The organism is Halorubrum lipolyticum DSM 21995, assembly GCF_000337375.1.
Lineage (GTDB): Archaea > Halobacteriota > Halobacteria > Halobacteriales > Haloferacaceae > Halorubrum > Halorubrum lipolyticum.
On the sequence record NZ_AOJG01000037.1, the window covers coordinates 1 to 24565 of the forward strand.

General features: G+C 57.5%; 22 protein-coding genes and 1 pseudogene. 8 read left to right on the plus strand and 15 right to left on the minus strand.

The features are described from left to right. Both C469_RS17690 and C469_RS16855 read left to right on the plus strand, forming a co-directional pair. Positions 1–84: pseudogene (locus C469_RS17690) on the plus strand (IS6 family transposase); the annotation flags it as partial. 316 nt (positions 85–400) lie between these two features. Further along, on the plus strand, positions 401–1288 hold the full coding sequence (locus tag C469_RS16855) for a hypothetical protein (RefSeq protein WP_147587305.1): 888 nt from the start codon (positions 401–403) through the stop codon (positions 1286–1288). An 11-nt stretch (positions 1289–1299) separates the two neighbouring features. Here C469_RS16855 and C469_RS16860 read toward each other — a convergent pair whose 3' ends face one another. Both C469_RS16860 and C469_RS16865 read right to left on the minus strand, forming a co-directional pair. Next, the gene (locus C469_RS16860; RefSeq protein WP_147587306.1) at positions 1300–2199 is read right to left on the minus strand and encodes a hypothetical protein; all 900 of its coding nucleotides are present in this window, start codon (positions 2197–2199) and stop codon (positions 1300–1302) included. Between the two features lie 263 nt (positions 2200–2462). Continuing rightward, on the minus strand, positions 2463–3479 hold the full coding sequence (locus C469_RS16865) for a polysaccharide pyruvyl transferase family protein (RefSeq protein WP_147587307.1): 1017 nt from the start codon (positions 3477–3479) through the stop codon (positions 2463–2465). A 263-nt stretch (positions 3480–3742) separates the two neighbouring features. Here C469_RS16865 and C469_RS17770 point away from each other — a divergent pair, with 263 nt between their 5' ends. Next, positions 3743–3988, plus strand: a complete 246-nt coding sequence (locus C469_RS17770; RefSeq protein ID WP_082230150.1) for a DDE-type integrase/transposase/recombinase — start codon at positions 3743–3745, stop codon at positions 3986–3988. A gap of 1020 nt (positions 3989–5008) precedes the next feature. Here C469_RS17770 and C469_RS12880 read toward each other — a convergent pair. Both C469_RS12880 and C469_RS12885 read right to left on the minus strand, forming a co-directional pair. Continuing rightward, positions 5009–6253 (minus strand): glycosyltransferase family 61 protein, encoded by a 1245-nt coding sequence (locus C469_RS12880; RefSeq protein WP_008007281.1) that lies wholly within the window; start codon positions 6251–6253, stop codon positions 5009–5011. A gap of 43 nt (positions 6254–6296) precedes the next feature. Further along, the gene (locus C469_RS12885; protein ID WP_008007283.1) at positions 6297–7214 is read right to left on the minus strand and encodes a hypothetical protein; all 918 of its coding nucleotides are present in this window, start codon (positions 7212–7214) and stop codon (positions 6297–6299) included. A gap of 85 nt (positions 7215–7299) precedes the next feature. Here C469_RS12885 and C469_RS16440 point away from each other — a divergent pair, with 85 nt between their 5' ends. After that, positions 7300–7971: a glycosyltransferase family 2 protein gene (locus tag C469_RS16440; RefSeq protein ID WP_008007285.1), complete on the plus strand. Its 672-nt coding sequence runs from the start codon at positions 7300–7302 to the stop codon at positions 7969–7971. Between the two features lie 46 nt (positions 7972–8017). Here the strand turns inward: C469_RS16440 and C469_RS16870 are convergent, their stop codons facing one another. From C469_RS16870 to C469_RS12930, 9 genes are all read right to left on the minus strand, one after another. Next, on the minus strand, positions 8018–9637 hold the full coding sequence (locus C469_RS16870; protein ID WP_147587308.1) for a hypothetical protein: 1620 nt from the start codon (positions 9635–9637) through the stop codon (positions 8018–8020). Between the two features lie 332 nt (positions 9638–9969). Next, entirely contained in the window at positions 9970–11202 is a 1233-nt protein-coding gene (locus tag C469_RS16445; RefSeq protein ID WP_082230151.1) for a sulfatase-like hydrolase/transferase, read from the minus strand. Between the two features lie 34 nt (positions 11203–11236). Continuing rightward, positions 11237–12346 (minus strand): alkaline phosphatase family protein, encoded by a 1110-nt coding sequence (locus C469_RS12900; RefSeq protein ID WP_008007289.1) that lies wholly within the window; start codon positions 12344–12346, stop codon positions 11237–11239. 79 nt (positions 12347–12425) lie between these two features. Further along, positions 12426–13550: a glycosyltransferase family 4 protein gene (locus C469_RS12905; protein WP_008007291.1), complete on the minus strand. Its 1125-nt coding sequence runs from the start codon at positions 13548–13550 to the stop codon at positions 12426–12428. Between the two features lie 123 nt (positions 13551–13673). Next, positions 13674–14882 carry a sulfatase-like hydrolase/transferase gene (locus tag C469_RS12910; RefSeq protein WP_008007295.1) on the minus strand — a complete coding sequence of 403 codons (1209 nt, stop codon included), beginning with the start codon at positions 14880–14882 and terminating at the stop codon, positions 13674–13676. A gap of 28 nt (positions 14883–14910) precedes the next feature. Then, a complete protein-coding gene (locus tag C469_RS12915) occupies positions 14911–15123 on the minus strand; it encodes a hypothetical protein (protein WP_008007297.1) in 213 nt (70 codons plus the stop codon). Positions 15124–15232: 109 nt separating this feature from the next. Further along, positions 15233–16495, minus strand: a complete 1263-nt coding sequence (locus C469_RS12920) for a sulfatase (protein ID WP_008007298.1) — start codon at positions 16493–16495, stop codon at positions 15233–15235. Positions 16496–16543: 48 nt separating this feature from the next. Beyond that, entirely contained in the window at positions 16544–17056 is a 513-nt protein-coding gene (locus tag C469_RS12925; RefSeq protein WP_008007299.1) for a metal-dependent hydrolase, read from the minus strand. Continuing rightward, positions 17049–17582, minus strand: coding sequence for a hypothetical protein (locus C469_RS12930; RefSeq protein ID WP_008007300.1), 534 nt, complete (start codon positions 17580–17582; stop codon positions 17049–17051). The genes C469_RS12925 and C469_RS12930 overlap by 8 nt, the downstream gene beginning before the upstream one ends. Positions 17583–18081: 499 nt before the next feature. Between C469_RS12930 and C469_RS12935 the strand changes: the two genes are divergently transcribed. From C469_RS12935 to C469_RS12945, 3 genes are all read left to right on the plus strand, one after another. Beyond that, on the plus strand, positions 18082–19221 hold the full coding sequence (locus tag C469_RS12935; protein ID WP_049911428.1) for a glycosyltransferase family 4 protein: 1140 nt from the start codon (positions 18082–18084) through the stop codon (positions 19219–19221). 65 nt (positions 19222–19286) lie between these two features. Next, on the plus strand, positions 19287–19901 hold the full coding sequence (locus C469_RS17535) for a DUF7342 family protein (protein WP_008007302.1): 615 nt from the start codon (positions 19287–19289) through the stop codon (positions 19899–19901). After that, complete coding sequence (locus C469_RS12945) at positions 19902–20345, plus strand: hypothetical protein (protein ID WP_008007303.1); 444 nt, start codon at positions 19902–19904, stop codon at positions 20343–20345. A 95-nt stretch (positions 20346–20440) separates the two neighbouring features. Here the strand turns inward: C469_RS12945 and C469_RS12950 are convergent, their stop codons facing one another. Further along, positions 20441–21676 (minus strand): glycosyltransferase family 2 protein, encoded by a 1236-nt coding sequence (locus C469_RS12950; RefSeq protein ID WP_008007304.1) that lies wholly within the window; start codon positions 21674–21676, stop codon positions 20441–20443. A 228-nt stretch (positions 21677–21904) separates the two neighbouring features. Here C469_RS12950 and C469_RS12955 point away from each other — a divergent pair, with 228 nt between their 5' ends. Beyond that, positions 21905–23251: a hypothetical protein gene (locus tag C469_RS12955; protein ID WP_008007305.1), complete on the plus strand. Its 1347-nt coding sequence runs from the start codon at positions 21905–21907 to the stop codon at positions 23249–23251. 91 nt (positions 23252–23342) lie between these two features. On the opposite strand, the gene C469_RS12960 is transcribed toward C469_RS12955, so the two are convergent. Further along, entirely contained in the window at positions 23343–24266 is a 924-nt protein-coding gene (locus tag C469_RS12960) for an NAD-dependent epimerase/dehydratase family protein (protein WP_008007306.1), read from the minus strand. Positions 24267–24565 lie beyond the last annotated feature (299 nt).

Here is a 24565-nt window from a genome sequence, read left to right on the forward strand (position 1 = left end):
AATAGCTTTAGCCATGTCACGCTAGAGACAGCTCAAAACTGGCTTGAAGCCGTCGCCGTCTACCACAATTCACGACAAACTTAACGCGACCAAGAGTGCGGCCGAGCATGGTTGAGTTGGTGACTCGAAGATGCTCGACCGCGTGGTTGCGAAAGCAAGCGATCAAGAAGTCTTTTCGTGTGAATATACGCCGACGGAACAGTGCATCGAAGCGGCGCTTTTGTATCATGCCGGTCTCTCATATCGGCGCGTTGAGCGGGTAGTCGGGCGTTCATACGAGGTCGTGTGCCAGTGGTATCACCGCTTGGCGCACCTATTCGACCCAGAATGCCATCATCTCACCTTGACATCCTCTCGATCTAAACATTATATTTAACTCCTTTTGAAATAGTGTACTGATATGAACATTGGTGTGCTGTATATTGCGTCGGGACAACAATATATTGACGAGGCGATTTCATCTGCATCTAACTTAAACACCTATGACATATCATCTACTCTAATCACACCGGCAGATGAGGAATTTGATGCGAGAGATGAACTTCCATTTGATAATGTAATTCGAAAAGACGGATTCCGAAATGATCTCGGAGATAAAGTTAAATATATTTCTGAATCTCCTTACGAAAAGACTGTATTTATTGATAGTGATACCGCGATCGTTGGAGATATTTCTCCATTATTTGAGTTATTGAATCGGGTAGATATTGCAGTGGCTCGTTCCCCTGTTGATGTTGTTGAATTTGATGACATTCCAGATTCATTCCCCGAGCTAAATACGGGTGTGGTTGCTTATGGAAATTCTAAAGAAGTTAGAAATTTGTTTGAAAAATGGGAAGAAATATACAATATATATTTGAAGAGTGGCTTTCCGGATGACAAGGATAGGAACCCTAAAAAAAGGCTACTGAATCAACCATCTTTCCGTAAAGCGCTATATGAAAGCGACATCTCTTATTCGATTTTACCTCGGGAGTATAATTTTAGAGGCCCAGGTGCATCTGCGTCTAATAAAGTAAAGATAATTCATCATCGAAGGCTTATTAGTAACTCTGAGTTTTTAAACGAAATAAACGAAGTAGAGGTTCTCCGTTGTATATGGAGAGATAAGTTGTATCGAAGAGGTCACAAAGATGTTGTATTCGGCAATAATTCGCTACTTGTTAGATCCATTTACCATCTGAATCAAATTCTCCCTATAGAAGATTGGCTACAAGCGACAGGCCAGTTTGAGAGAGCCAAGTATTATTATAAAAAATATGTAGACAGAAGCGACAGATCTATTTAAGACTAGCTCTCTTATTTTTTAGCACGAATAGAATTTATTGCTTTTCTTGTGGTAGTCCAAATCCCTTCTTCTTTTGCAGATTGTAGTGTGAATTTGCCAAGTCTTTTCAATTTGATTAGATATTTGACTGGAACAGTGATTGATTGTGCAATGGCATTGCCTATTGTTGATGTTGGGACAGAAATAGTGAATCCTGCCCCTTGAATGGATGATGGATCCCCAGACCCGTAGAAACTACGTATATCGCTTGACCCATTAATCCGGTTCGAGAGTGTTTTGAGCGTCTCTAAATCTTTGATATAGTTGGAGTGAAGAATTTTCACTTCACCGACAGCGTGGATTGGCCAGTTAACTGGGAAATTGTAATTGTGTGAAAATGAAATGTATTGAACGTCTGTTTGATAGAGAGCAGGCCTGAAAGAGGCTTGATCTCGCTCAATCGCGCAGTCCATATGAATATCATACCAATTTTCAAATAGCTCTCGGGTTTGATCAGTATCCTTGTAGGCAATTACACCTGTTTGAAAGATCGGGACGCTCTCGGGCACCTCACTAAATGAATAATGTTTGGCTACTCGATGTTCCCATTCATAGGGATCAATCGCCGTGGCAACATCGGCATGATCAAGCATTTCAAGTAGTTCAGTGATATTAGCTATTAGAAATATATCGGTGTCAAAGTAAAGTGTACGTTCAAATGGGGACTTAGTGATGTATTTCGGTTTGTCTGCAAACGAATCTTCCGGATCTTCAGCAACTATTGTGTAGTCAAAAACCTCATCTTCAACTGATCGGTGAGAAACAACGGCAATAGGAAGTTCTGTATGCCTATTTACAGTCTTCGCTGAAAGCTTTGCTTGGTCAAGATACTTTTCGCCGGTTGCTATATACAGTATTCCTTCTGATACCATGATGCTAGTATATTAGATGATAACTGATATAAAATGCTTTGTACATGGGTATGTTGTACTGAGTGATTGGTGTGTAGAAACTACCAACTACCAACTACTGAGTATTTTAACAGAACATGAAAAATGTTAGTTCCACTGGGAACCCACGATTGGAGAACGATCGTTGTAGCAGTGAATACACTCTCAATTTTCTCTAATACCAACGATTATTCCGAATATTTGTCTGTGTTAATTTATTTCAGATGTTATTATTCACTTAATGGTCAGACTATTTCATTTCGGATGTACTTGAGCTCGTCCCGTTGTGTTTGCTTTGCTTCATCAACGGCTTCCCTTCTGATTGTGGCGCCTTCTGTTATTTCACCACTTACGTATCCATCGAATAGGAGATCTCGGTCAGTATCAATATGAAGTTGCGCCGTCCCACCGTATACAAGCGTGGGGACACATGCGTGGATGCGATCGGAATGCGTCATTTCAGCATTCTTGTAGAGGTGGAGATACTCACGCAGACTATCCGAGATGAACAAGTCGTCAGAATTAAGCTTCGGTGTCGGCCGACCCAACTGGCGACCGAAGAAATCTCGGAGTACGCGCCGACCTGTACCTCGGAAAGGATCATCATATGGTCGATGGCTAGCAGTGACTGTATTAGGTCCTGGTTCAAGATGTTCTGGTTGCTCTCGTTTGTCAAAGGTATACGCCACGAAGGATTTTTCCAAGTCTGGTGGGGAATACCAGTCGTCGATAAAAAATCCACAATCTATACCATCGTGTGCAAAGTCCACGCAGTCTTGGTAATTAGTGTATGCGGTGGCATCCCGTGTAATCATAGCGCGTACGGGGTACGATTCAAGAAAGTCACGGGCGAATGAAACCGACTCTTGATCGTAGCTCAGACTGCCTGTTCCCAACAAGACGATAGGAGTATCGTTTCGTTTGCATTTGTCGAAGAGGTATCGATGGAGTTCGATCTGAGCGGGAAGAAGAAAACACCCAACAGCCACGAATAAGTCGAAGTCCGTATTCGAATATAGGTCGGCGAACTTCCTTGATGAGTAGTGGTCGTACGAGACAGGAAGCCCTAATTTTTGTTTGATGCCATACCAGAGACTCCGCCGTTCGCGGCGATCGGCAGCCCACGCGGAATAACCACTGATGGGGACGAGTGTGGCATCTGGAAAGGCTTCTCTGAGGAGGTTCTCGCCTCCACGATAGACAACTTCCTCACCAACATTATAGAATGGAATGTGAAGGACACCTATTTTCTTCGTACCCATACGGTGTCAGACCACAAAGAAATACTAAAATATTTCGAGTGAAATTTACATTAACATTTGTTTAGTAAAATCTCTTACGTCCAATGAGATGTACATTATGATAGCGTCCTAAGCCCATCTTTGTACCGTGTTGAGCTCTCGTATCGGCGCGCTGAGCGGTTAGCCGGGCACTCATTTGGGGCCGTGCGCCAGTGATATCACCGCTTGGCGTACCTATTTGAACCGGATTCCGACTACCATTCGACCGTCGCTATGAGACCAAACTGAAAGTCGAAGAGACCGAGGTCTACGTCTGGGCCGCAGTCGATGTGGAGACGTTTGAACTCATCCAAATCGAGGTTTCTCCCGGGCGATCTTACCTCGACGCCTTGCTGTTCGTCAAACAAGTTCTCAAGCGGTGTCTCGGTGAACCAGTTGTTCTCGTGGATCGCGGACCGTGGTACAACTGGGCGCTCAATGACCTCAATCGCTGTGAATCACGTCGTGAAACGTGGGGGAACGGTCTCTAGTCGAAGCTTGGTTCGGCCTTCTCAAGTACCGAACCAGGCTCTTCTATAGCCGGTTCCCCCACCATAGCTCCTGGAAATCAGTAGATCGCTAGGTCAAAGTCTTCGCAGCTCTTCACAATGCCATCATCTAACCTTGACACCCTTGTTCAGAAATAGCCAAAAAATTATAACAATTGAATCATATACTACGCACAATGTCTAAACTTTATATCAACGATTATTCACCCATTCTGTATCCCAGGAGTTGCTTGATTCTCTCAGATTAAATGTGCACTCCGACATCTCCATCAACGGACGACTGAAGTTCTTGCAGGAGACTTGACGATCTCAGCAGCAGACGCGGAAGCCACATATTCGGAAACGGTAATACCCGGAAATGAACCGGACGAACACGAAATGATTGTAGACCTTATTTCTAGGCTTGACTTTTTGATGTATTCTGGGACGTAGGGGCGGATAAAGGCCTCTATACCTATTTGTCAGGTGATGTTATTGGAGATGGTAACATCGTAGCTTTTGAACACATCCGGTACGACGAGCGGCGTTAAATCGGAATATCGACAGAAACGGTATTTCAGTCCCAACCCGATCTGAAAATCTATCAAATATGATAGGATCTATTGGATTCGGGTACCTCATCGTCCCAGAATCAGAGGGGAGCAAAGGAACATTCACAGCGGATACTGCCGAAGGAGATTGACTTGTCGCCAATGGGGAGGTCCTTACCCCAAACATTCTCAAAATCGATGTACGAGGGGGGGGGCTGAGCACGATGTGCTCAACGGATTGTCTGACACACTTTCCAATACGACATGCCGTCTTGTGTATTGCGAGGTCCATGATCAAGTGACAGAATACGGCGAGACAAAGGCCGGTGTGCTTGATTTAATCGATTCTCATGGTTTTGATGTTGAGACGCTATTCTCACGGGATGGATCTGGAGAGAGATTCATTCGTGGCATAAAGAATTGAGTGATGCTGTTACAGCCATCATAGTTGATCAAATGACATTCTGACACTTCAACAGACTATTTGACTAAGAACATCCCGAAATCTTCTCGAATCAACCCGAATGTCTCTCTCCCTTCCGTTGGGTATGTCTCCGACGGGCTCCCCGGAGAGCGCCGTATAGTCGTGACCGAGAACGTGTGCTAACACGTAGTATGGACCCTTCACAACGTTGTTGAATATTTCGACGACGTCGAGGTCCGAACTCCATACCAGTCCCGTCAGCCCCGCACCGTGGGGTCCGACAATTCCCTCGACACTACTGAACAGACGGATCTGTTCGTCTAACGAGAGGGTCTCACATTCGACAGGCTCTATCCCGTACTCTTCGAGTACGGGCTGTATTTCGGCGTAGTTCGCGACGCGTCGAGTGTCCGCGTTCTGTCTCGAAACGTACACCCAGTCCGGACCGGTATCGTCCGATAGATCCAGTCCATCAGTAGCCTCGTTTCTGAGCCACTCCATCGCGAGTGGCGTCGGATCGGGGAACGACGGAACGATCAGGCGGTCCACGTGTAAGGGCTCTCCATCCCACTCGATGTAGTCGGCATCGTCGTACCCGAGCAAACGCAGCGATTCGGTGACGTACGATTTCGGATCCGACGGGATAAGTAACGGAACGTCGCGTCCGGTCCGTCGTTCGTACTGCTTGATTCCGCGAAGTTTCAGCAGCTCTTCGAGCGTCCAGTGGTAGAAGTTCCCCCAGTATCCGTTGACGATCGCCGCAACGGGGATCGCTCGCTTCGACGTCGGAGCCCGTCCGCGAAGAAGTGCTGTACCGACGGTGATCGGCGAGCCGGATATCGCCTGCTTGATTGCGCCCCCAGTACGCCAGCCAGCCCCGTCTGTGAACGAGTTGAGCGTGTCGACGAGCACTTTTCCGTCGTCCGCTATCGCGATCGGAAACTCTCCGGCGACGGTGACGTCTGGGACCGATGCCACGAACGGTTGTTCGAACGAAAATCTGGGATAATAGTTGTATTCGAGCGACGGATCGTCCTGGAGCGGTGCGATCTCTTCGTTGAGTCCGTAGTGGAGACCGTCGAGATCCTCCGCAAGCTCCTCGTACGTGGTACAGTACTCCGATTTGAGCTCGTCCGACGTAACGAGGTATCGGGGATACGCGGAGTTGATCGCGTGTCCGACGACTGGCCAGTCGGCGAATACGGGATGATTGAACGTTGAGCGAACAAGCGAACGGGCGCCGTTTTTTTGGTAATGTCGTCGGATATCTCGGAGGATTGACTGATTCTTCATCTGTTATCGTTAGAAGAACGTTGTTTGATCCCGTACGAGCGATTCAGAGATAACCGAGCGCTTCCAACTTCTCGTCTCGATCCGTCTCTTCCTCCTCGGTGTCGTAACTTTCCGGCGTGTACGTGTCGCTGTCGGTAGCCGTCGTCTTCCACCACGGGACCTCTCGGACCGCGGGGTGGATGTGATCGCGCGGATGCCCCCAGCGTCCTTTTTCACCCAGATAGTTGCCGTGGTCGGCCGTAACCACGACCTCGCGTGCGTCGATATTGTCGAGCAGTAGCTCCAGATCGTCGAGCACCGGATCCAGGTTCTCCCGATACGCCTCCCGTGCGGTGTCGGGGGCGATGGCTCCGGACTTCACTGCCGCCCACTCGGCCTCTTCTCGCTCTTCTCCGGGTTCTCCCTCCTGTGGACTGAACCCCGTGAACCGATCGGCGTGTTTTCCGATCGGCGGCAGGTGTGGCTGCATGTAATGAACGACGTACCGATCGAACTCCCCCTCCCTGATTGCGGTTATCGCACGGTCGGTTATCGGTCTCGGCGGAACGGTTTCGAGCTCTTCGTCCCACCCGTACTGCCAGACTCGATCGACGTCCCCGAGTTGGGATTTCGGGAGTTCGTTCGTAAATACGTTCCCCGTGATGTACGCCGTCTCTTCGAGTAGGTCTTCCGGAGCGGACCCGAAGGTTCGTCGTATCCAATCGGGCGACCACGAGCTCACGCTTGTCACCTTCTCGGGTTTCCCGAATCCGATCGAATGAGATGAGATCCGGTCCGCAGCGAGGTCGTACCGACACGCGTCCAGAATGACGGCGACGTCCCAATCCTCGTCGAAGAGATGTCTCGACTGTCGTGGCGTGAAAACGAACTCGTCGTAAACCCCCTGAAGACGAAAGTAGAGCCAGGTCGGGATTTGCGTGGGATTCCGGATCCCTTTGGAGATGAGCTCTCCTAAGTCCATCACTTCACCCTCACGTGTCAGTGGATAAATACGCTTCGGGATTTGACTCTACAGAACTTATGACCCAAGAGAAATATATCCGGGTATGGAAGTTGAACGCTGGCAGTCGGGGCCGGATCCGTCGATATCCGTCGTTCTAGCCACGATTCCGTCTACGGACCATTCTGACGTTGTAGAGAAATTGAAAAACCAGTCGTTCCCAAGGGAGTGGGAGATCGTGGTCGTTGTAGACAACGAACCGACAGACCGACGTTGTGAAGCCCGGAATATTGGACTCCGTGAAGCGAAAGCGGATATCGTTGCGCACACAGATGATGATGTTTCACCCCCAGAGGACTGGTTAGACAACATCTACTCGGCATTTGAAGCGGACATCATTTGTGTTGAGGGTCCTGTTCAAGGCGGGATGGACTATACAGGGACTGGTCTCTACCGGGGTTGTAATATGGCTGTCCGGCGGGAGGAGGCCTTACGTGTTGGCGGATGGGATGAGGAATACGCTGGATGGCGGGACGATACGGAGTTCGGATGGAGACTTGAGGAAGATGGACATGGACGATGTATCTATGCCGATTCTGTTGTTATGGTGCATCCCCCAGCTCCGAGAACCGATTTGAGAATCGATCAGGAGATTGAATTATTTCACAGGTATCCTGATCGATATCGGGATCGATTACCTGACAGCACGAGAAAAGACGTATTCTTGCTATTGAACAGGAGCGTGTGGGGTCAACACCTACTCAGGGCACTGTTCTAGCACAGTATTATATTTACTTCCTGAAATCAGCCACGGTGAGATCCAGCTACGCATAGAACGCTGTCGTCCCGCCGTTCTGATATACCCGATTATCTGACGGTCGCTCTGGTGATGGAACGAACACGTACGTACGTCCTCCGATAGTTAGCCCACCCGATATCCCAACCCCCCTCCTGTGGGACCATTCCGAATACACGACCAGTGTTTCGGCACCGATACCCGTGCGATTGGCGACACCTCGTGCTGGACTTATCCTATCTATCGGTACGTCACTGGTCGGAGCGACAATACGTGACTCGTTTACGGCATACTGCTCAGACCACTGATCACCTTCCGTTATTGAATTTGTATCGAACTGCCTGATATCGGGGATTTCGTCACTTACTGGCGACGTGGCCCGTTCCGCTATTGGGGAGGCGAGGCTGGAGACCGCGAGCAATACGACGAGACTGGTGACGATGAGTCTGCTCCAATTGATCGACGTATCTCCAAATATCTGTAACTCCCGTTTCCTCGCGACATCGAATGCGACTGCGATCGCGATATTAAACCCGAACAACATCAGAACACCGTAGAACCGTTGCGGTGCCGTATCGACCGAGTTCCGTAAGAGGGCGACCGCGAGAAGTGCCCCTAGGCAGACGAGCCAGAAGAGGACGAGATCGTATTCCCACTTCCGCCGCTGAAACATCCAGATCGAGCCGATGACAGCGAGGGCAAAGACGATCGTCTGTGCCGCTGTACTAGCGATTAGTACATCGATCGCAAGCTCGGAGAACCTACCTGGACCTCCTGATCCTCCTCCTTGTTCGGATGGAATAACAATAGAGGTGATTAGGCTTGAGAGGCGACCAGCCAAGGGCCCCTGATGGAGCGGATTTCCAATAACTGCTAGAAAGTATACCGCTACAAATGGCCCGAGAAGCCTTCGCGACACGAGATCGTACTCATCTGCGAAGACACGTCGAGCTATTACAGCGTACCCAAAGATTGCGAACAGAAGTAGCAGTGCTGCTCCGGCACTGAATCTGTGACCAAATACCACGGCCGGAATAATGGCTATACCAGCGATGAACCACCGGCGAATCATTGATTTCGGTATTCGACCGGATTTATACAGATGAATGGCAGTGATTCCGAACAAAACTATCAGTGGATAGAAATAATTGAGCTTATTTGGGTGCATTCCTCGGCCGATTGTCCAACTAGATATCGAGAAAATGAGCGCAGCAAAAAGGGCGACCTCCCTTGAGAGAGCTGATAATGCCCGATCAAGTATCGAAAGAACGAGGATCGTCCCCGTCAATAATGACGTTGCAAGTACAAAATACGCAGTCTGTGGATCAAATCCAGTGAGTCTGGCAAACAGACCGGTATGAATGAGATGGCCCATATATGCACCCGTGTCATCATAATACCCAATTCTGAGGATTCCTTCGATTTGTGGAATATATCCATAATACGTATCGATAGCGAACATCCCTGCCGGAAACAAGAATTGAACGCTCCAGAATGTGAGAAATGAGAGAACTAGGATTTGTGGAATAACTCGAGATCGAGAAGCCCCACCGGCGATCTGATATCCAATGAATCCCGCAAACCCTCCGAAAAAGACGTACTGGGCAACTGGACGCTGATGTAACGTAAAGCGAAAGACCCAGATCATCAACACGATATATATACACGTCACAATAACCGGTACTTGTACGGGAAGTTGAGCTGATTCGATAGGTTGTTTGTTTTTATTTTTGAACCAGGGCCGTATTACTGCCCAAATAAGCATAAATAGGGATCCAACGGTGAACCCGGCGATCGGTCCGACAATCGACCAGAACCCTCGTTGTACAAAGACGTAGAGAAGACACGCACCGAAAACGAGCGCGATAAATGGAGACGCATTACGTACCCATCGAAGCCCACGGATGTGATACCGCATCTAACTCACCACCGGACACAGACACAGTGCTACGACAGATACTGCCCGGATCAGATCTCTTCTCATTTATATCCGAGATTTTTCAGTCGTTCATTCACGGCGTCCGAGCTGCTGCCCGTCTGAAGGTCCATCGACAATGCGTGTTTGTGTTCACGCATGAATCGGTCCAGCTCGGTTTCGAGTTCCGATACATCGACAGACCCATACTCATTAGCTCGCTCCTGTGGATCGGTCTCCAGTTGGTAACACTCGTTTCGTACGTTTTCACCAGTGTTTCGATCAAACGTTTTAATCAATTTTCGATCGGGCGTACGTACTGCACATTGGAACGTCTCGGTAGATGGGCGGGGAGTCATCATATACGCGGTCCGACCTGCGGTTAGTCTGTCACCGTTCCATTCATCTGGAACAGGTTGGTCCGCTACCGAAAGCAACGTTCCGGGGATGTCGATCTGACGGACGGGATCAGTTCCTTGATCGGCAGGCAGGTTCTTCGAAAAGAACGGTACTCTCACACATTCGTCGTACAGGCGCTCATGACCGTAGTGACCGTGATCGAACTCGTCGCCGTGATCACCGGTAACGATAACAGCAGCGTCATCATCAATGAACTCGAACAGGCGTGGCAGTTCCGAATCCATTCGCTCGACACACTGTCTGTACAATCGATGTTGTACGTCCATGTGCCGCTGTGCAGTGTCGTCTCCGTGGCGCTGGTACTCAATAATGGAACTATACGATCGAATCAATCCGACATCTGCTCCTCGTCGTAAGCCCGGATAGTACGGTTTGTGCGGTTCCATCAAATGTACCCAGAGAAACCGCGGACCGGACTGCTGATCGTACCATCGTTCTGCGCGGTCGAGAACTTCAGTCGCTGAAACCCGTTTTCGGAGAAGTGCGGTTCGATACCCGCGGTTCAGCCATTTCATTACCGAGTTTGTATGCCACTCTTCGTCCGTTCCCGACAACCCGCCGTTCCAGAATTCGTCGAATCGGTTCCGCCACTTATTGAGATACGGATTGAATGCCAGAAATGCCCCAGTACTGTATTCGTTTTCACCGAGAAGATCCGGGAGCGATCGAACGTCGTCGCGTACCAATCCAGAATCATCGTATGTCTTCGTATAGTACGATCCGCTCAGAATTGCGGGAAAGACCCAGTTGGTCGCAGCTCCCGCAGTGACGGCATCCGTTTGAATCCCGTCACTGAACGCCTCTGTAACGTTCGGCATGTGGTCGACCATGTCGTGACGGAGTGCATCGATCGTCACGAGAATGATATCCTGAGTCATGAACCTTGGTTAAATTCGTTGTGGGTGTCCATTTTCAAGCGTACCCGAGGTCTTCGAGTCGCTCTTGTACTGCACCCCGATCTGACTCCGGCATCACCAGATCGACCGCCCCACGGTCTTGTGGAACGATCTCTTCAACACCCAGATACTCCAACAGTGCCGGAACGACATCGAGATGTCGCTCCAGATCGAGTGGCTCCGTCGCGCCCCAGACCCCCTGTCTCGTGTCGTGATCCATCCGCATGTCCTTGTCGAACCGGTAGTCCGATGCTGGACGCATTCCGTGGTCCGAGAGCACGAGCGTCGCGTCCGGATCGATCGCATCAACGACATCGGCAGTCAGCGTGTCGATCAATTCGTACGACTCCTCGAGGATGTCCATATCCGTCGTCGCGTGCATGATGTCGTCGAGTCCCCGCAGCATCAGGAATCCGAACTCGAAGTCCTGATCGGATTCCGTCTCCTCGTAGAGCTCGACGTACTTGCGCGCGTTCGCTTCCATCCGAGATTGGTGAGTAGTACAATATGGCTCTTCAGCAACTGACGAATCATTGACTGGTGAGTTCATGTCGACGTAGTAGCCCGCGTTCTCGTCGTCGTACACGAACTCCTCGTACTCGCTCGGATAGACGACAGGGCTCGACGCTTCGGAGGGTTTCGGTGCCGGAATCCCCGACACCATCACGCCGTTCGTCTCCCACGTCGGATACGTTAGGGGGAGTCCGTATATGAGTCCGTCACCGTCCAAGTACTCCCAGATGCGCTTGAAACCGATATCCGTACTGTCGATCTTTTCGCCCTTCGATCCCTTCTCGCCCGAACCGACCGTTCCCAACACCCGCCCGATCATGATACGGCGGAGCAACGGCGGGAGCCACTGTTGAGTGGCAATTTTCGTTATGAGGTTCGAGGCCGGATGATTGGAGTACGGACCGTACACGAACCCGAGCATTCCGTGCTCTTCGAACGACGCTCCCGTCGAGAGCGTCGTCCACGCGTTTGCGCTACTGATGTACCCTGCCTCGTCGAACGGGTACTCAGGGAGGAGTCCACCTCCGTGTGGAAGTGACTCCCAGAACGGGAGATCGAACCGAGAGAGATGTTTCTCGGTCGCAGCATCCCATCCGACAACTAACACGTCCATCGTTGTGTCTGTCTAACATAACCCCCGTCTTAGAATTAACGAATATACCACGCTTTTTGTCCGTACCGTCTACGATATATCACGATCGATAGACCTCTTTGACGCGAGCCGCGATAGTGTTCCAGTCGTGGGCTTCTGCCCACTCGCGAGCGTTACTCGCCAACCGGTCATACGCAACCGGGTCGTGGAGAGAGTCATCGATCCGCTCCGCTAACTCCTCGACCCCGTTCTTCGGTACCAAGTAGCCCGTCTCGCCGTCGTCGATCGCGGTCGGAATACCACCCACGTCGGTTCCGATCACGGGCGTTCCACACGCCATCGCCTCCATGAACACGATCCCGAACCCCTCGTACTCCGAGGGCAACACGAACAGGTCCACCGAGGAGTACAGCGACGGCAGTTCCTCGTCGGGAACGAACCCGAGGAACCGAACGCGATCGGCCACGCCGAGCTCGGTCGCTAGCTCCCGGAGCGACGCCTCCAGTCGTCCGGTCCCACCGATCAACAGCTCGGTGTCGTCCCGATCCAACTGCGCGAACGCCCGGATCGCCTTGTCGATCCCCTTCCGCGGATCGAGTCGGCTCACCACGAGGACCGTCCGCTTCGACTCGTCCACGGCTGGATGTCCCTCTTCCGTCGGCCGAAACCGCTCCGTGTCGATCCCCGGCGGCACGGTCGTGAGCTTCGCCTCGTCGAATCGGTACAGGTCCCGCAACTGCTCGCGCGTGTGGTCGCTCACCGCGATAATGTGGTCCGCGCAGCGCCCGCTCACCGCGTCCATGGCCACGTTCACCGGATGGAAGAAGTACCGAAACAGGTAGTCGGCGACCCCGTCCGGGTCCACCGACCGCGCCTCGTCGTAGGACGTGCCGTGACTCGTCAACACCAGCGGCGCGTCTAACCCCTTGACGAACCACGGCCCGAACGCGATCGTCGAGGCCGGCATCAACGTCCCGTGGATCACGTCGTACCCCTCGAAGTCGATCCGGAGCCGACACGCGATGCTGAAGTACACTGTCGAGAACACGACGAGCGGCCGAGCCTTCGTGAGCCGGGTCACGTCGACGTTGGGGTGTGTCTCGACCGACTCGTCCGCCTCGGACACCGCCTGCGTGTACACGTCGACGTCGTGGCCGAGCTCGCCGAGCGCGTTCGCGAGCTCGTACGCGTACGTCGCCCCGCCGCCCGTCCGAGGCGGGTACATCTTCGTGATCAGACAGATTCGAAGCGGATCGTCGGTGTCACGCTCCCCGCCGCTGTCCCCGTCATTTCTACCCACCACATCCACTTCCTCGCTCACAGCGATCCCTCCGTTGCGAGCAGGTCGCTAGTCGCCGCCTCGATCGTCGCTTTCTCCGTTTGGGTCGTCTCGTGTCGATCGAGCAGGTCCGCGAACAGCGACCCGACCTCCGGATACTCGGCCCGAACGTCGGTCGTCTCGTCTGGATCCGCAGCGAGATCGTAGAGCCGCTCCGCTCCGGTCTCGACGTCGCTGACGAACTTCCAACGGGACGTTCGGACCGATCGCGTCCGGTTGTTCTCGGTCTTCGAGATCACAAACCGTCGCGTGTGATCTCNCATCAGAGATGTGTATGAGAGACAGCTCGTCGACCGTTGCCGACGCGTCGAGCCCGTGAACGAACAGCGGCACCCGGAGGTTCTCCTCGAACAGCGTCTGCTCGTGGCCGAAGTTCCCGTGTTCGCCGATCGCCTCGCCGTGGTCGGAGGTGAACACCGTGATCGGGTCGCGATCTCGGGTCGCTCCGTGGATCGCGTCCACGAACGCGTCGACCGACCGGACCGCGTCCCGGTACGCGCCGCCGATCAGCTCGCGGGCGCGCTCCGGCAGCTCTTCATCGGCGGTCTCGCCCTGCCAGTAGCGTAAGATTGCGTAGTACATCTCCCACGCCGCGGACTCCTCGCGGTACCGTCGCGGCGTGATGTACGGCTGGTGGGAGTCCAAGATGAACACCCAGAGGAAGAACGGCTCGGGGAGGTCGGAAATCGCCTCCTCGACCAGATCGAACGATCCGGGCCACTGTGAGAACCACTCCTTCTTCGAACTCCATCCGAAGGGATCCCCGGGAAGGGTCTCGATCCCCGTATCTGCGAGCTTGAACAGCGTCGAGTCCGAGAGGTGTTTCGCCGAGACGTCCGGACTGTCCGCGCTGATCTCGGTGAACTCGTCGAACCCGAGATCGAAGCTGCTCTCCCTGGTCGTCCACGGATTCGCGGTGAACGCCGCGGTCTCGTACCCCTGACGCTGGAGCCGCTCGCTCAGGTGGGTGAACCGCCGCATGTGCTCGCCGATCCGTTCTTGCCGACCCTGCCAGTCCGCCATCGTCCACGACTCGTCGTCGGTCATGAACTCTCCCGTGAAGAACACGGGCACCGATGACGGCGTTCGAGGGCCGGGCGCGACCGCTTGCGTGAACGAGACCCCCTCGTCGGCGAGCCGCTCGATCGCCGGCGTCAGATCCGACTCGGCGTTCACGAACCCACAGTGGTCCGCACGAAGGCTGTCCGCCGTGACCATGACGAGATTCCGCTTATCTCCCGCCACGTCACTCCTCCAAGTAGCCGAGCGACTCGAGCCGCTCCTGAACCCCTTCTCTCGAAGTCGACGATTCTGCGGACCGGTCTGCTTCCCGCTCGACGCGCGTCACCACTTCCGAGAGCACGAACTCCGCATACTCATCGACGGTTTCGAACTCCGTGTCTTGAATGCGTGTTTCGATGCGGTCCGCGAGGTCCTCAGAAACAGTTAGGTCAGTCATGTGTGGTGATCCGACTCGTTCGGTCGAGTGATCTGCGCGTATATATCCCGTGTGACCGTTCTGTGCGTCATCTCGTCCGCGTCTTTCGCTGTGAAATTCTTCGAGTCGCTCATTTGTATCCCAAGGCATCGAGCCGCCGTTCGATCTCCTCGTCGACCTCCCCATCGTCCTCGACCGACTCCCCGTTCTCGACGCGGACCCGCTCGTCGACGTGCTCTTCCAACTCCTCACGCAACGCCGACCCCGCACACCCCCCGAACTCGATCGTCCCCGACTCCCGGTCGCGCTCGCAGAAACACTTGCCCCCGGCAATCCGTGACGCGTACCGCCGGAGATGGCTGTGCTCGTCCTCGCCGCGCGCCTGGCAGAATACCGTCCGGTCGTCCGGGAACTCCTCAAACAACGACACACCGTCTCCCGCCTCATCCACACCGACTATCGCCTCGATCGTCGCGGCCACGTCCAGCGTGCTCGCGGTCGTCGCAACCTCCTCGCCACGACCACCTGGCGGCCGCACGTACAGCGGCACCTTGGTGATCTCGTCGTGGAGGTACCGCGGGTGTTCGTAGTAGCCGTGCTCGCCGAAGGCGTCGCCGTGGTCCGCGGTGACGATCAACAGCGACTCTTCCAACAGGTCGCGCTCCCGGAGCGCCTCCAGGAACTCCCCGATCTTGGCGTCGTTGTACCGGATCTCGGCGTCGTATAGGTCGATCAGCAGCTCGCGCTCGTCGTCCGTGATCGACTCCGGGTCCTTGATCGCGCGCTGGTACAGCGACTGCGCCTCCCGTCCGGACACCGACTCGTCGGCGTATAGCGTCGCGTACTCCCCGGGCGGCTCGTAGGGCCCGTGGGTGTCCATGTAGTGGTTCCACAGGAAGAACGGCTCGTCGTCGTCCACCGAGTCCAGCCACGACAGCGACCGCTCGTTGATCTCCTCGGCCCGCGCGTAGTGCCGGTTCCGGAGCTTGTCCCACGCCCGCTGGGCGAGCGCGACCAGCTTGTGCTGGCCGAGATGGAGGTCGTCGTCGAAGTGGTCGAACCCTTCGTCGAACCCGTACGCCCGCGAGACGAACGGGTTCGAGTGGAATCCGGCGGTCGCGAACCCCTCCTCTGAGAGCGTCGACGCCACCGTTTCCGTCGCGAGCCGATACCCGTCGTCGACCGCGACGTCCGGGTACTCGCCCGTCAACAGCGCGGGCACCGCCTCCCGGGTGTGCGAGCTCGCGCTGTAGGCGTTCTCGAACCGGATCGCCTCCTCGGCCAGGTCGTCGAGGACCGGCGAGGTCTCGCGGTGGTAGCCGTACGAGGAGAGGTGGTCCGCACGGAGCGCGTCCGCGGAGAGGAGAACGACGTTCCGCGGTGAGTCAGTCATACACCTGATTCTGACAGTCGGTCAACTTGAACGTGTCGGGCTCGGAGTTTACGAGGCGTCACCGAGTTTCGGCTCTCGCGTTCGATACCGATGGACGCCCCAGATCAGAAGCGCGATCGCACCCGTCAGGAACATCGGCTCCGGCTGGGTGCTCAGATACAGCCCCGGACTCGGGACTCGGTACTGTGAGAGCGGCCAGACGAGCTGGACCGAGCGACCGGTCGGCGTCAGTAACAGGCTGTCGGCGAGCAGGTGACTCCCTGCGCCGACGCCGAGGAGAAGCCCGCCCCGGCGGCGTTCGCTCGAACCCAGTAGCACGAGTCCGATACACACGCTCAGCAACGTCCCCCCACCGGTGGCTAGACTCCCCCAGTCGAACGGCACACCGAGCAGCCCTTCGACGGTCTCGCTCGGAAGGGCGAGATCGATCTTTACGATGTCGGGGATGAACGCTCCGACCATCCCGAGGGTGACGTACGGGGTGGTGAGCCACTCGACGCGCCAAGACGCGACTCGACAGAGGCCGTACGCGATGAAGACGTGCGCCAGCAGGTCAGGCATCGTTCGACCCCCACCGCCGCTGAACCCACGCTACTCCCTTCCGAACCGTCAGCGGTTCCGTTCGCGGTTCGAATCCCAACGTCGACCACTCCATCGTCCAGTGACGAAGTAACCGAGTGAGTACCCATAACCCGGCCAGAAACGAGATCCCCCACGCGTACCACCGGCCCTGTTGTGGGACGACGAAGGCGTTGTGCGCGTCGATAGTGGTCCGATCCACCAGCGTGCCGTACACCCGGACCTTGTCACCCGGTTCCGGTTCGATCGTCGCGCCGGTGATCGTGACTCGGTCCGTCCCGTCTATCGTCTCGACGCGGATGACCACTGGATCGGTGTCCTGGACGATCCCACCGGACTCAACCGGGCCGTCGAGATAGCGATCGGGGTCGTCCAGGAACTCCGTTTCGTCGGCGAGCTCCCACGCGTCTTCGTTGACGGGCTGGACTGCGTACAGCGGGAAGAGTGCCGCCTGTCCGAGCAACAGCAGGCAGACAAGCGCGATGCGAGCGCGCGCGGTTTCGAACATCAGACAACTATCGTTTGGAATCATTTAATAAATAACCTGGAATTGAAACGCTACGAATATGAATCCGTTTTGTCTCGAACGGTATCCGCTCGTACAGAATCGGTAACGCCGAAAACGATCCACGAGATCGGTACCTGCCTCGCCGATCAAGGCCACGAGGCCCCCTGTACTGACGGCAATTTCGGGATAGACCCGCGTGATCACCACGGGGATAACCCTTCGATAGTTGCGCCCGAAACGGGCCGCTACGCGGAGGATCGACGCTCCATCACAAGCCCTCGACTTTGCGATCCGTGCACTCCAACACTACAAAAACAGCTCCGAATGACGAACGCGACGTTGTTGTACGAACGAGTGATCTAATCACCTCCTCCACGGGCTCGAGAACATCACTCGACTAGAGACGGCCGACAACCCGTTCAATTAATTCGCGAATTGAAAGATACTCCCGAAGCGCCGTGTTCAAGATGCCACCCCGCGACGCTACAATCACTTGACAATGCGCATCGCTTTTGTTAGTAATGTGATTTTTCCGTTTATAAAGGGAGGCGCCGAAAAGCGCATCCACGAGATCGGCACGCGCCTCGCCGATCGGGGCCACGAGGTCACCGTGTACGGCCGGCACTTCTGGGACGGCCCCGCGGAGATCACCCACGAGGGGATGACGCTCCGCGCGGTCGCGCCCGAGGCAGACCTCTACGAGGGGGATCGGCGCTCCATCACCGAGGCGATCGACTTCGCGGTCCGCGCGCTCCCGCCCCTCCGCAGGCGCCTCCGGAACGACGAACACGACGTGGTCGTCGCCAGCGTCTTCCCGTACTTCCCGGTCCTCTCGACGAAGCTCGCGAGCCTGCGGACGGACACGCCCGTCGTCACGACCTGGCACGAGGTCTGGGGCGACTACTGGGAGGAGTACCTCGGGCGCCTCGCGCCGTTCGGCAAGGTCACCGAGCGCGTCACCGCGCGGACGCCGCAACACCCGACCGCGATCTCGGCGATCACGGCCGACCGGCTCGCCGCCATCGGTCCCGACCGCGACGACATCGAGATCGTCCCGAACGGGATCGACGTCGAGCAGGTCCGCACCGCGCCGCTTCCCGGCCAAGGCTACGACGCGCTCTTCGCGGGCCGACTCATCGAGCACAAGAACGTCGACGTGCTCATGGAGGCGTTCGACGCGGTCGCCGCCGACCACGACGCCACGCTGGGGGTCATCGGCGACGGCCCCGAGCGCGAGCGACTCGAAGCCACGCGCGACGCGCTCGCGCACCCGGACCGCGTCGACTTCCTCGGCTTCCTCGACGACTACGAGGACGTGCTCGGACACATGCGGGCCGCCGACGTGTTCGCGTCGCCGAGCACCCGCGAGGGGTTCGGGATCACCTTCCTCGAGGCGATGGCCGCGGACTGCACCGTGATCGCGGCCGATCACCCGGAGTCGGCCGCCGACGAGGTCATCGCCGACGCCGGCTTCCTCGTCGAGCCCACGGTCGACGCGCTCGCGGAGCGACTCGACGCCGCGCTGGGTGGCGCCCGACCGCCGGCGTCACCCGCCGACCACGCCGAGCAGTACGACTGGGACGCGATCGGCGCGCAGGCGGAAACGGCCTATCGGCGCGCGATCGACGGCGCGTGGTGATGACTCTACCCAACTATTGTTTTCTCTAGCAAAGATATTTTACACGTGACCACGTACCCATCACTATGCCTACCAGCGATCCCCCGGAGAATCTCTGGGAGGGCGACGTCAACGAGGCCGTTATCGAGCAGTGGACTGACGACACGACGGCATTCGACCGGATGCGACAGGTCGTTACCGTTACGACCGAGCCGCAATCCGCCGAGGAGATCGCCGATCGCGCCCGCGTCAGCCCGCCGACGGCGCGCAAGTATCTCTCGACGATGGCTGCGGACGGTCGTGTCAAGCGCATCAACACTGACACCGGCAGTCAGTACATGCGCGCCCCCCAGATGCTCGCGATGCGTCGTATCGCCGCGATCCACCGCGAACACACGAAAGCCGAGATCCGCAAATCGATCAAGGAGCTCCAAGAAGAGCGCGCGAACATCAAGGAGACCCACGAGGTCGGAACGATCGACGAACTCACCCTCGTGCTCGACGCGGGCGACGACGGCTGGGTTGATGTCGCGCGCTGGCGCCAGATCGAGCAGAACCTCGAGATTGCACAGGCCGCGCTCGCGCTCTACGGGTTCGACCCCGACGATAGCCACGCAGCCGCAGTGCGCATCGCTGAGTCCACAACCGAGCGCCGAGAGCGTGGTGCATTCGATGACGAAGCCTCACGCACCACCGCGTAGATGGACGAAGACATCGAGGGGGATGTCGGGTCGCTCGACATCGCAGCTCTCGAAGAGATCCGAGAGGAGTTCCTCGCACTCGATGGGCTCGTCGACGACGCTAGCTTCGACAGCCTGCTTGACCCGACCGAACTACGAATCCACCTCGCCGACGGCATCGCTGACGCAACGTGGTGTCGGTTCGACATCCGCTGGTATCAAACGGGGTGCTACAGCGTCCACCACACGGACGAGAACGGTCTCGACTTCCGGTTCGACCATCATCCAAAACCCGATGCCCCGGATCGACATTTCCACCACTCGCCCGACGCCGATTCCGTAACGGTGTCCTGTATCGAGGTAACAGAACCGAGACTCGTAGCTCGAGCTGTCCACCAACTCTGGCGACGCGCCTATGAAACCGGAGAGACTGTCTCCCTCAACATGGCCGAGAACCCACCCTAATCGGAGACTGGGCCCGGTTCACACGACTCCAACGGGTACAGAGAGGACGCGGCACTCGCCGCGAGGCTGACAAAAAACTCCGGGCCGCGACCGCGTCAGTTCACGGCGCTCAAGAAGAACGACGAGAACACGAGCTGGACGCCGATGACGACCGACGTGAACGCGATCAGTGCGCTCGGCGTGAACGGGACCGCGCCGAACCCGCTCAGGGTCCACTGCACCACCAGCCAGGTCGCGTACACGGCCCCGCCGGTGAACACGAGGAGACCGATCGTTGCCCCGCGTTCGAGCGTCGCGTGCTCGGTGATCCAGTTGGTGACCGAGTCGGACGGGCTCTTGATCGGGTCGCTCGCGACGCTGGCGAAGACGCCGAGCGACCCGACTTGGATGCCGAGGATCGTGAACAGGCTGCCGGCGATCATCGAGTTGATTCCGAGGCCGACGCCGTTGATCGGCGTTCCCGTGTGTCCGATCCCCATCACGAGCGCGCCGAACAGCGTGAGCAACAGGCCGGGGATCGAGAACAGGTACGCCGGCGCGTTCACGAGCATGAACCTGACGTGTCGCCACCCGTCGCGGAAGCTGTCGAGCGTCTCCTCGCCCTCCCGCTCGTGGTAGACGATCGGGACCTCCTCGATCTCGAGGTCCCGGGCGCCGGCGTCCATGATCATCTCGGAGGCGAACTCCATCCCGGTCGTTTCGAGGTCCATCGCCTCGTACGCCTCGCGGGTGAACACTCGGAACCCGCTGTGGGCGTCGCTCACGCCCGCTCGGTAGAAGGTGTTCAGGAACCGCGTCAACAGCGGGTTGCCGATGTGTTGGTGCAGCGTCGGCATCGCGCCGTCGCGGATCTCGCCGTCGAGCCGGCTCCCCATCACCATGTCCGCGCCGGTCTCCTCGAGGTGGTCTAAGAGCCGCGGGATCTGCGTGAAGTCGTACGTGGTGTCCGCGTCGCCCATGGCGATGTAGTCGCCGCGCGCCCGCTCGAACGCGTACCGGTACGCGTAGCCGTACCCCGTCCCGTCGGGCTCGACGACGACCGCGCCCATCTCGCGGGCGATCTGGGGGGTTTGGTCCGTCGAGCTGTCGCTGACGACGATCTCGGTCGGGATCTGCAGCTCCTCGATCGCGGTCCGGATCCAGCTGATACACGTCTCGATACCCTCCTCCTCGTTGAGCGTGGGCATCACGACGCTCAGTCGAGGTGTCGTCTCCGAATCGGGGCCGACGAGGAGGTCGTCGGCGGAGCCGCGTTCGTGGGTCGCCGTCGCCGCGGCTCCGGCTGCCCGGTCGTCTGTCTCGCCGTCGTGAACGTCGGTTGACGTTGCCATTCAGCGTCTTCTGGATTGACATTACCTAACTATTTTAAGGTTTTGTATGTCGGTGTTTCGTGGTCGTTTGGTGGGTAATTCAGACGATTCTGTGACGAACGCGCAGATAAATGTCACGGACGATCAAACAATACTGCCATCGAGGGGACAGATCGGTCGCGAGACGCCGGCCGATTCGGGGGTTTCCGCGGAAGAGTTATATTCTCGATAACACTATCGCCTCCCGAGATGGCGCAGACACCCAGCGAGGGACTTGCCGCGCTCGCGGGACTCGCCGCGTCGATCGAGGCGGCCGGAAACGAGATCGAGGACCTCGACGTGACGTTCGAGAACGAAGCCACAAGCGGGAGCGCCCGCGTGACGGTCCCGCTCGTCCGCGGCGACACGCCTTCGGGCGTCCGGATCGACGCGGAGCGGGTCGCGATCGCCGACGGGAGCCTCCGGATCGACGTCGACCTCCGCACCGAGCCCCCTGACGCCGCGGCATCGGCGACGGGCGACGCCTCCGCAACAGGCCCCTCCGCAACAGATCCGTCCGCGACCGGGTCGAGCACCGCTGACACGGCCGAACCGCCCGTCACGGACGGACCGGAGGAGACGACCGAGCGGCCGGAAGACACGGGTGACGAGTCGAGCGACGCCACCCGAGACTCCCCGCCGCCGACGACTCGCTCGGACGACGGAGCGGAAGCGGACGCGGGGGTCGACGACGACCCGACTGCGGCGAGAAGCGACGGGGCGGGGGTCATGGCCGTCCAGAGCGGCTCGGCGGACGGCCCGGGCTCGGCGGACGCCCCGAGCGCGGACGTCGACTCCCGACCGGCGTACCGGGACCCCGATCGGCTCGAAGCGGTCTACGACCCGGACGCGACGTTCGCGGAGATGACCGAGGAGCTCGGCGTCGACGTCACGCCCCAGACGGTTCGCAAATACATGGTCGAACACGGCGTTCACGAGCCGAAACCGCGAACGGACCGCCTCCTCGAGGACGCGGCCGTCGATTCCCTCGACTCCCCCGACCGCTCGCCCGAGGCTGGCGGGTATCCGAACGAAGAGGTCGACAACGGCGCGAGCGACGACGACTCCGATATCGGCGGTGACGCCACCGCCTCCGACGCCAGCGACGCAGAAAACGGCGATGTCGATAATGGCGACGCAGAAAACGGCGACGGCGACGGTGGCGATGTCGACGGCGGCTCCGCCGCCGGCGACGAGGCTGGAGGCGGCGCGGACAGCGGAAACGGGAAGCTGGCGGACGGAGCGTCGGCGGAGACGGCCGCGGCGCGCGAGGCCCACGACTCCGAGCCATCGGTCGATGCGATCCCCCACACCGCGCTCCCTCAGGGAGTCACGCCGGCGGAGCTCGTCGACGCCGTCACGGACTCGCGGACCGTCTACGAGGTGCGGCGCGAGCTCGGTCTCGAGGACGAGCGGGCGCGGGCGCTGCTCAAGCGCTGTGACCTCATCGATCTCGTCACCGGCCGGATCGATCGCGGGGAGATCTCTCCGACGGAGCGAGAGGTCGTGGCGCGGCTGGTTGACACCGCCGAAAACGCCGACTCACTGGAGGCTTGAGACGCGCTCCGGTGGGCCCGATGAACGGGTCCGACCGACGCGAGCGGAAGGCGAGGACCGACCCGCTCGACGCGGCGCTTTCCGACGGGGACTACCCCGAGAGATACGGCTCGCACACGCGGGCGAGCCCCTCTTCGAAGGAGATCTGGGGTTCCCACCCGGTCTCGGAGCGGAGCTTGGAGATGTCCGCGTACGTGTCGTGGACGTACACGTCCTCCGGGATCGGGTTCTCGACGTACGTCGGCTCGATGTCCGTCCCGAGCTCCGCGTTGATCAGCTCGACGAGCTCGTTGAAGTCGTACGGCTCCTCGGTGCCGACGTTGTAGATCCCGTCGAGCCGCTCGTCGCCCGCGACCTCGAGCGCGCGGACGATGTCGTCGACGTGCGTGAAGTCCCGGGTCTGAGTCCCGTCGCCGTACACCTCCGGCCGCCGCCCGTTGGCGATGTCGTCGGCGAACTGAGCGATCACGTTGGCGTACTCGCCTTTGTGCTCCTCGGCGCCGTCGTATCCCTGGTACACCGAGAAGAACCGCATGCCGGCACACGACAGGTCGTAGTGGTTCGAGAAGTACTCGGCGTAGCGCTCGCGGGCGAGCTTCGAGGCCTCGTAGCCGGTGTTCACCGCGACCGCCATGTCCTCGGGCGAGGGCTCGGTCCGGTCGCCGTAGATGGAGGATGTCGTGGCGTAGACGACCGTGTCGCACCCGTCCTGTCGCGCCTGCTCGACGGTGTTGACGAATCCCTCGACGTTGACGCGGGCCCCCAGCTGCGGGTTCTCCTCGTGCATCGCGTACGAGGAGAGCGCCGCGAGGTGATACACCGCGTCGACGTCTGTGGGGAGGTCCTCGTCCAACACGCTCGCCGAGTGGTAGGTGACGCTCTCCTCGAGGTTCTCCGGCGTCCCGAGGTACTCGTCGTCGACGACGATCACGTCGTTGTCGGCCGCGAGGTGATTCGCCAAGTTCGACCCGATGAACCCTGCGCCGCCCGTGACCAACACGCGCTTGTCCTGCATGGTTCAGGAACGACGGGGGACTCTCAAAAAATATCCGGTTTGACAGGAAAACGGGGCGTGCACGTGAACGGTATATCGCCGTCTCGCGCTATCGGCGCCGGATGTCAACTACGCCCCACCCGTGACGAGCGTGGACGGTCGCTTCCGCGAGGCCCGTCGGCGATCGCGCGGTACGGGCGGTGCCGCCGTCACTGCCGACGGCGCTTCTGTCTGGAGTCGAGTTCTCTCGGGCCGACGTATCGGTCGGGGACGGTTGTGGCGGGTCGTCTCCCGATTCGCGTCCAGCTCTCAGTCGAACC

Excerpts from the sequence above, each read along its gene's own strand:
- C469_RS12925 (WP_008007299.1), bottom strand. The coding sequence starts at position 17,056 with ATGCCTGACCTGCTGGCGCACGTCTTCATCGCGTACGGCCTCTGTCGA.
- C469_RS12960 (WP_008007306.1), bottom strand. The coding sequence starts at position 24,266 with ATGCAGGACAAGCGCGTGTTGGTCACGGGCGGCGCAGGGTTCATCGGG.
- C469_RS16860 (WP_147587306.1), bottom strand. The coding sequence starts at position 2,199 with ATGGTATCAGAAGGAATACTGTATATAGCAACCGGCGAAAAGTATCTT.
- C469_RS12920 (WP_008007298.1), bottom strand. The coding sequence starts at position 16,495 with ATGACTGACTCACCGCGGAACGTCGTTCTCCTCTCCGCGGACGCGCTC.
- C469_RS12935 (WP_049911428.1), top strand. The coding sequence starts at position 18,082 with ATGCGCATCGCTTTTGTTAGTAATGTGATTTTTCCGTTTATAAAGGGA.
- C469_RS16445 (WP_082230151.1), bottom strand. The coding sequence starts at position 11,202 with ATGACTCAGGATATCATTCTCGTGACGATCGATGCACTCCGTCACGAC.
- C469_RS17535 (WP_008007302.1), top strand. The coding sequence starts at position 19,287 with ATGCCTACCAGCGATCCCCCGGAGAATCTCTGGGAGGGCGACGTCAAC.
- C469_RS16440 (WP_008007285.1), top strand. The coding sequence starts at position 7,300 with ATGGAAGTTGAACGCTGGCAGTCGGGGCCGGATCCGTCGATATCCGTC.
- C469_RS12950 (WP_008007304.1), bottom strand. The coding sequence starts at position 21,676 with ATGGCAACGTCAACCGACGTTCACGACGGCGAGACAGACGACCGGGCA.
- C469_RS16865 (WP_147587307.1), bottom strand. The coding sequence starts at position 3,479 with ATGGGTACGAAGAAAATAGGTGTCCTTCACATTCCATTCTATAATGTT.
- C469_RS16870 (WP_147587308.1), bottom strand. The coding sequence starts at position 9,637 with ATGATCTGGGTCTTTCGCTTTACGTTACATCAGCGTCCAGTTGCCCAG.
- C469_RS12930 (WP_008007300.1), bottom strand. The coding sequence starts at position 17,582 with ATGTTCGAAACCGCGCGCGCTCGCATCGCGCTTGTCTGCCTGCTGTTG.
- C469_RS12880 (WP_008007281.1), bottom strand. The coding sequence starts at position 6,253 with ATGAAGAATCAGTCAATCCTCCGAGATATCCGACGACATTACCAAAAA.
- C469_RS16855 (WP_147587305.1), top strand. The coding sequence starts at position 401 with ATGAACATTGGTGTGCTGTATATTGCGTCGGGACAACAATATATTGAC.
- C469_RS12905 (WP_008007291.1), bottom strand. The coding sequence starts at position 13,550 with ATGTACCCGCCTCGGACGGGCGGCGGGGCGACGTACGCGTACGAGCTC.
- C469_RS12955 (WP_008007305.1), top strand. The coding sequence starts at position 21,905 with ATGGCGCAGACACCCAGCGAGGGACTTGCCGCGCTCGCGGGACTCGCC.
- C469_RS12915 (WP_008007297.1), bottom strand. The coding sequence starts at position 15,123 with ATGACTGACCTAACTGTTTCTGAGGACCTCGCGGACCGCATCGAAACA.
- C469_RS12885 (WP_008007283.1), bottom strand. The coding sequence starts at position 7,214 with ATGGACTTAGGAGAGCTCATCTCCAAAGGGATCCGGAATCCCACGCAA.
- C469_RS12900 (WP_008007289.1), bottom strand. The coding sequence starts at position 12,346 with ATGGACGTGTTAGTTGTCGGATGGGATGCTGCGACCGAGAAACATCTC.
- C469_RS12945 (WP_008007303.1), top strand. The coding sequence starts at position 19,902 with ATGGACGAAGACATCGAGGGGGATGTCGGGTCGCTCGACATCGCAGCT.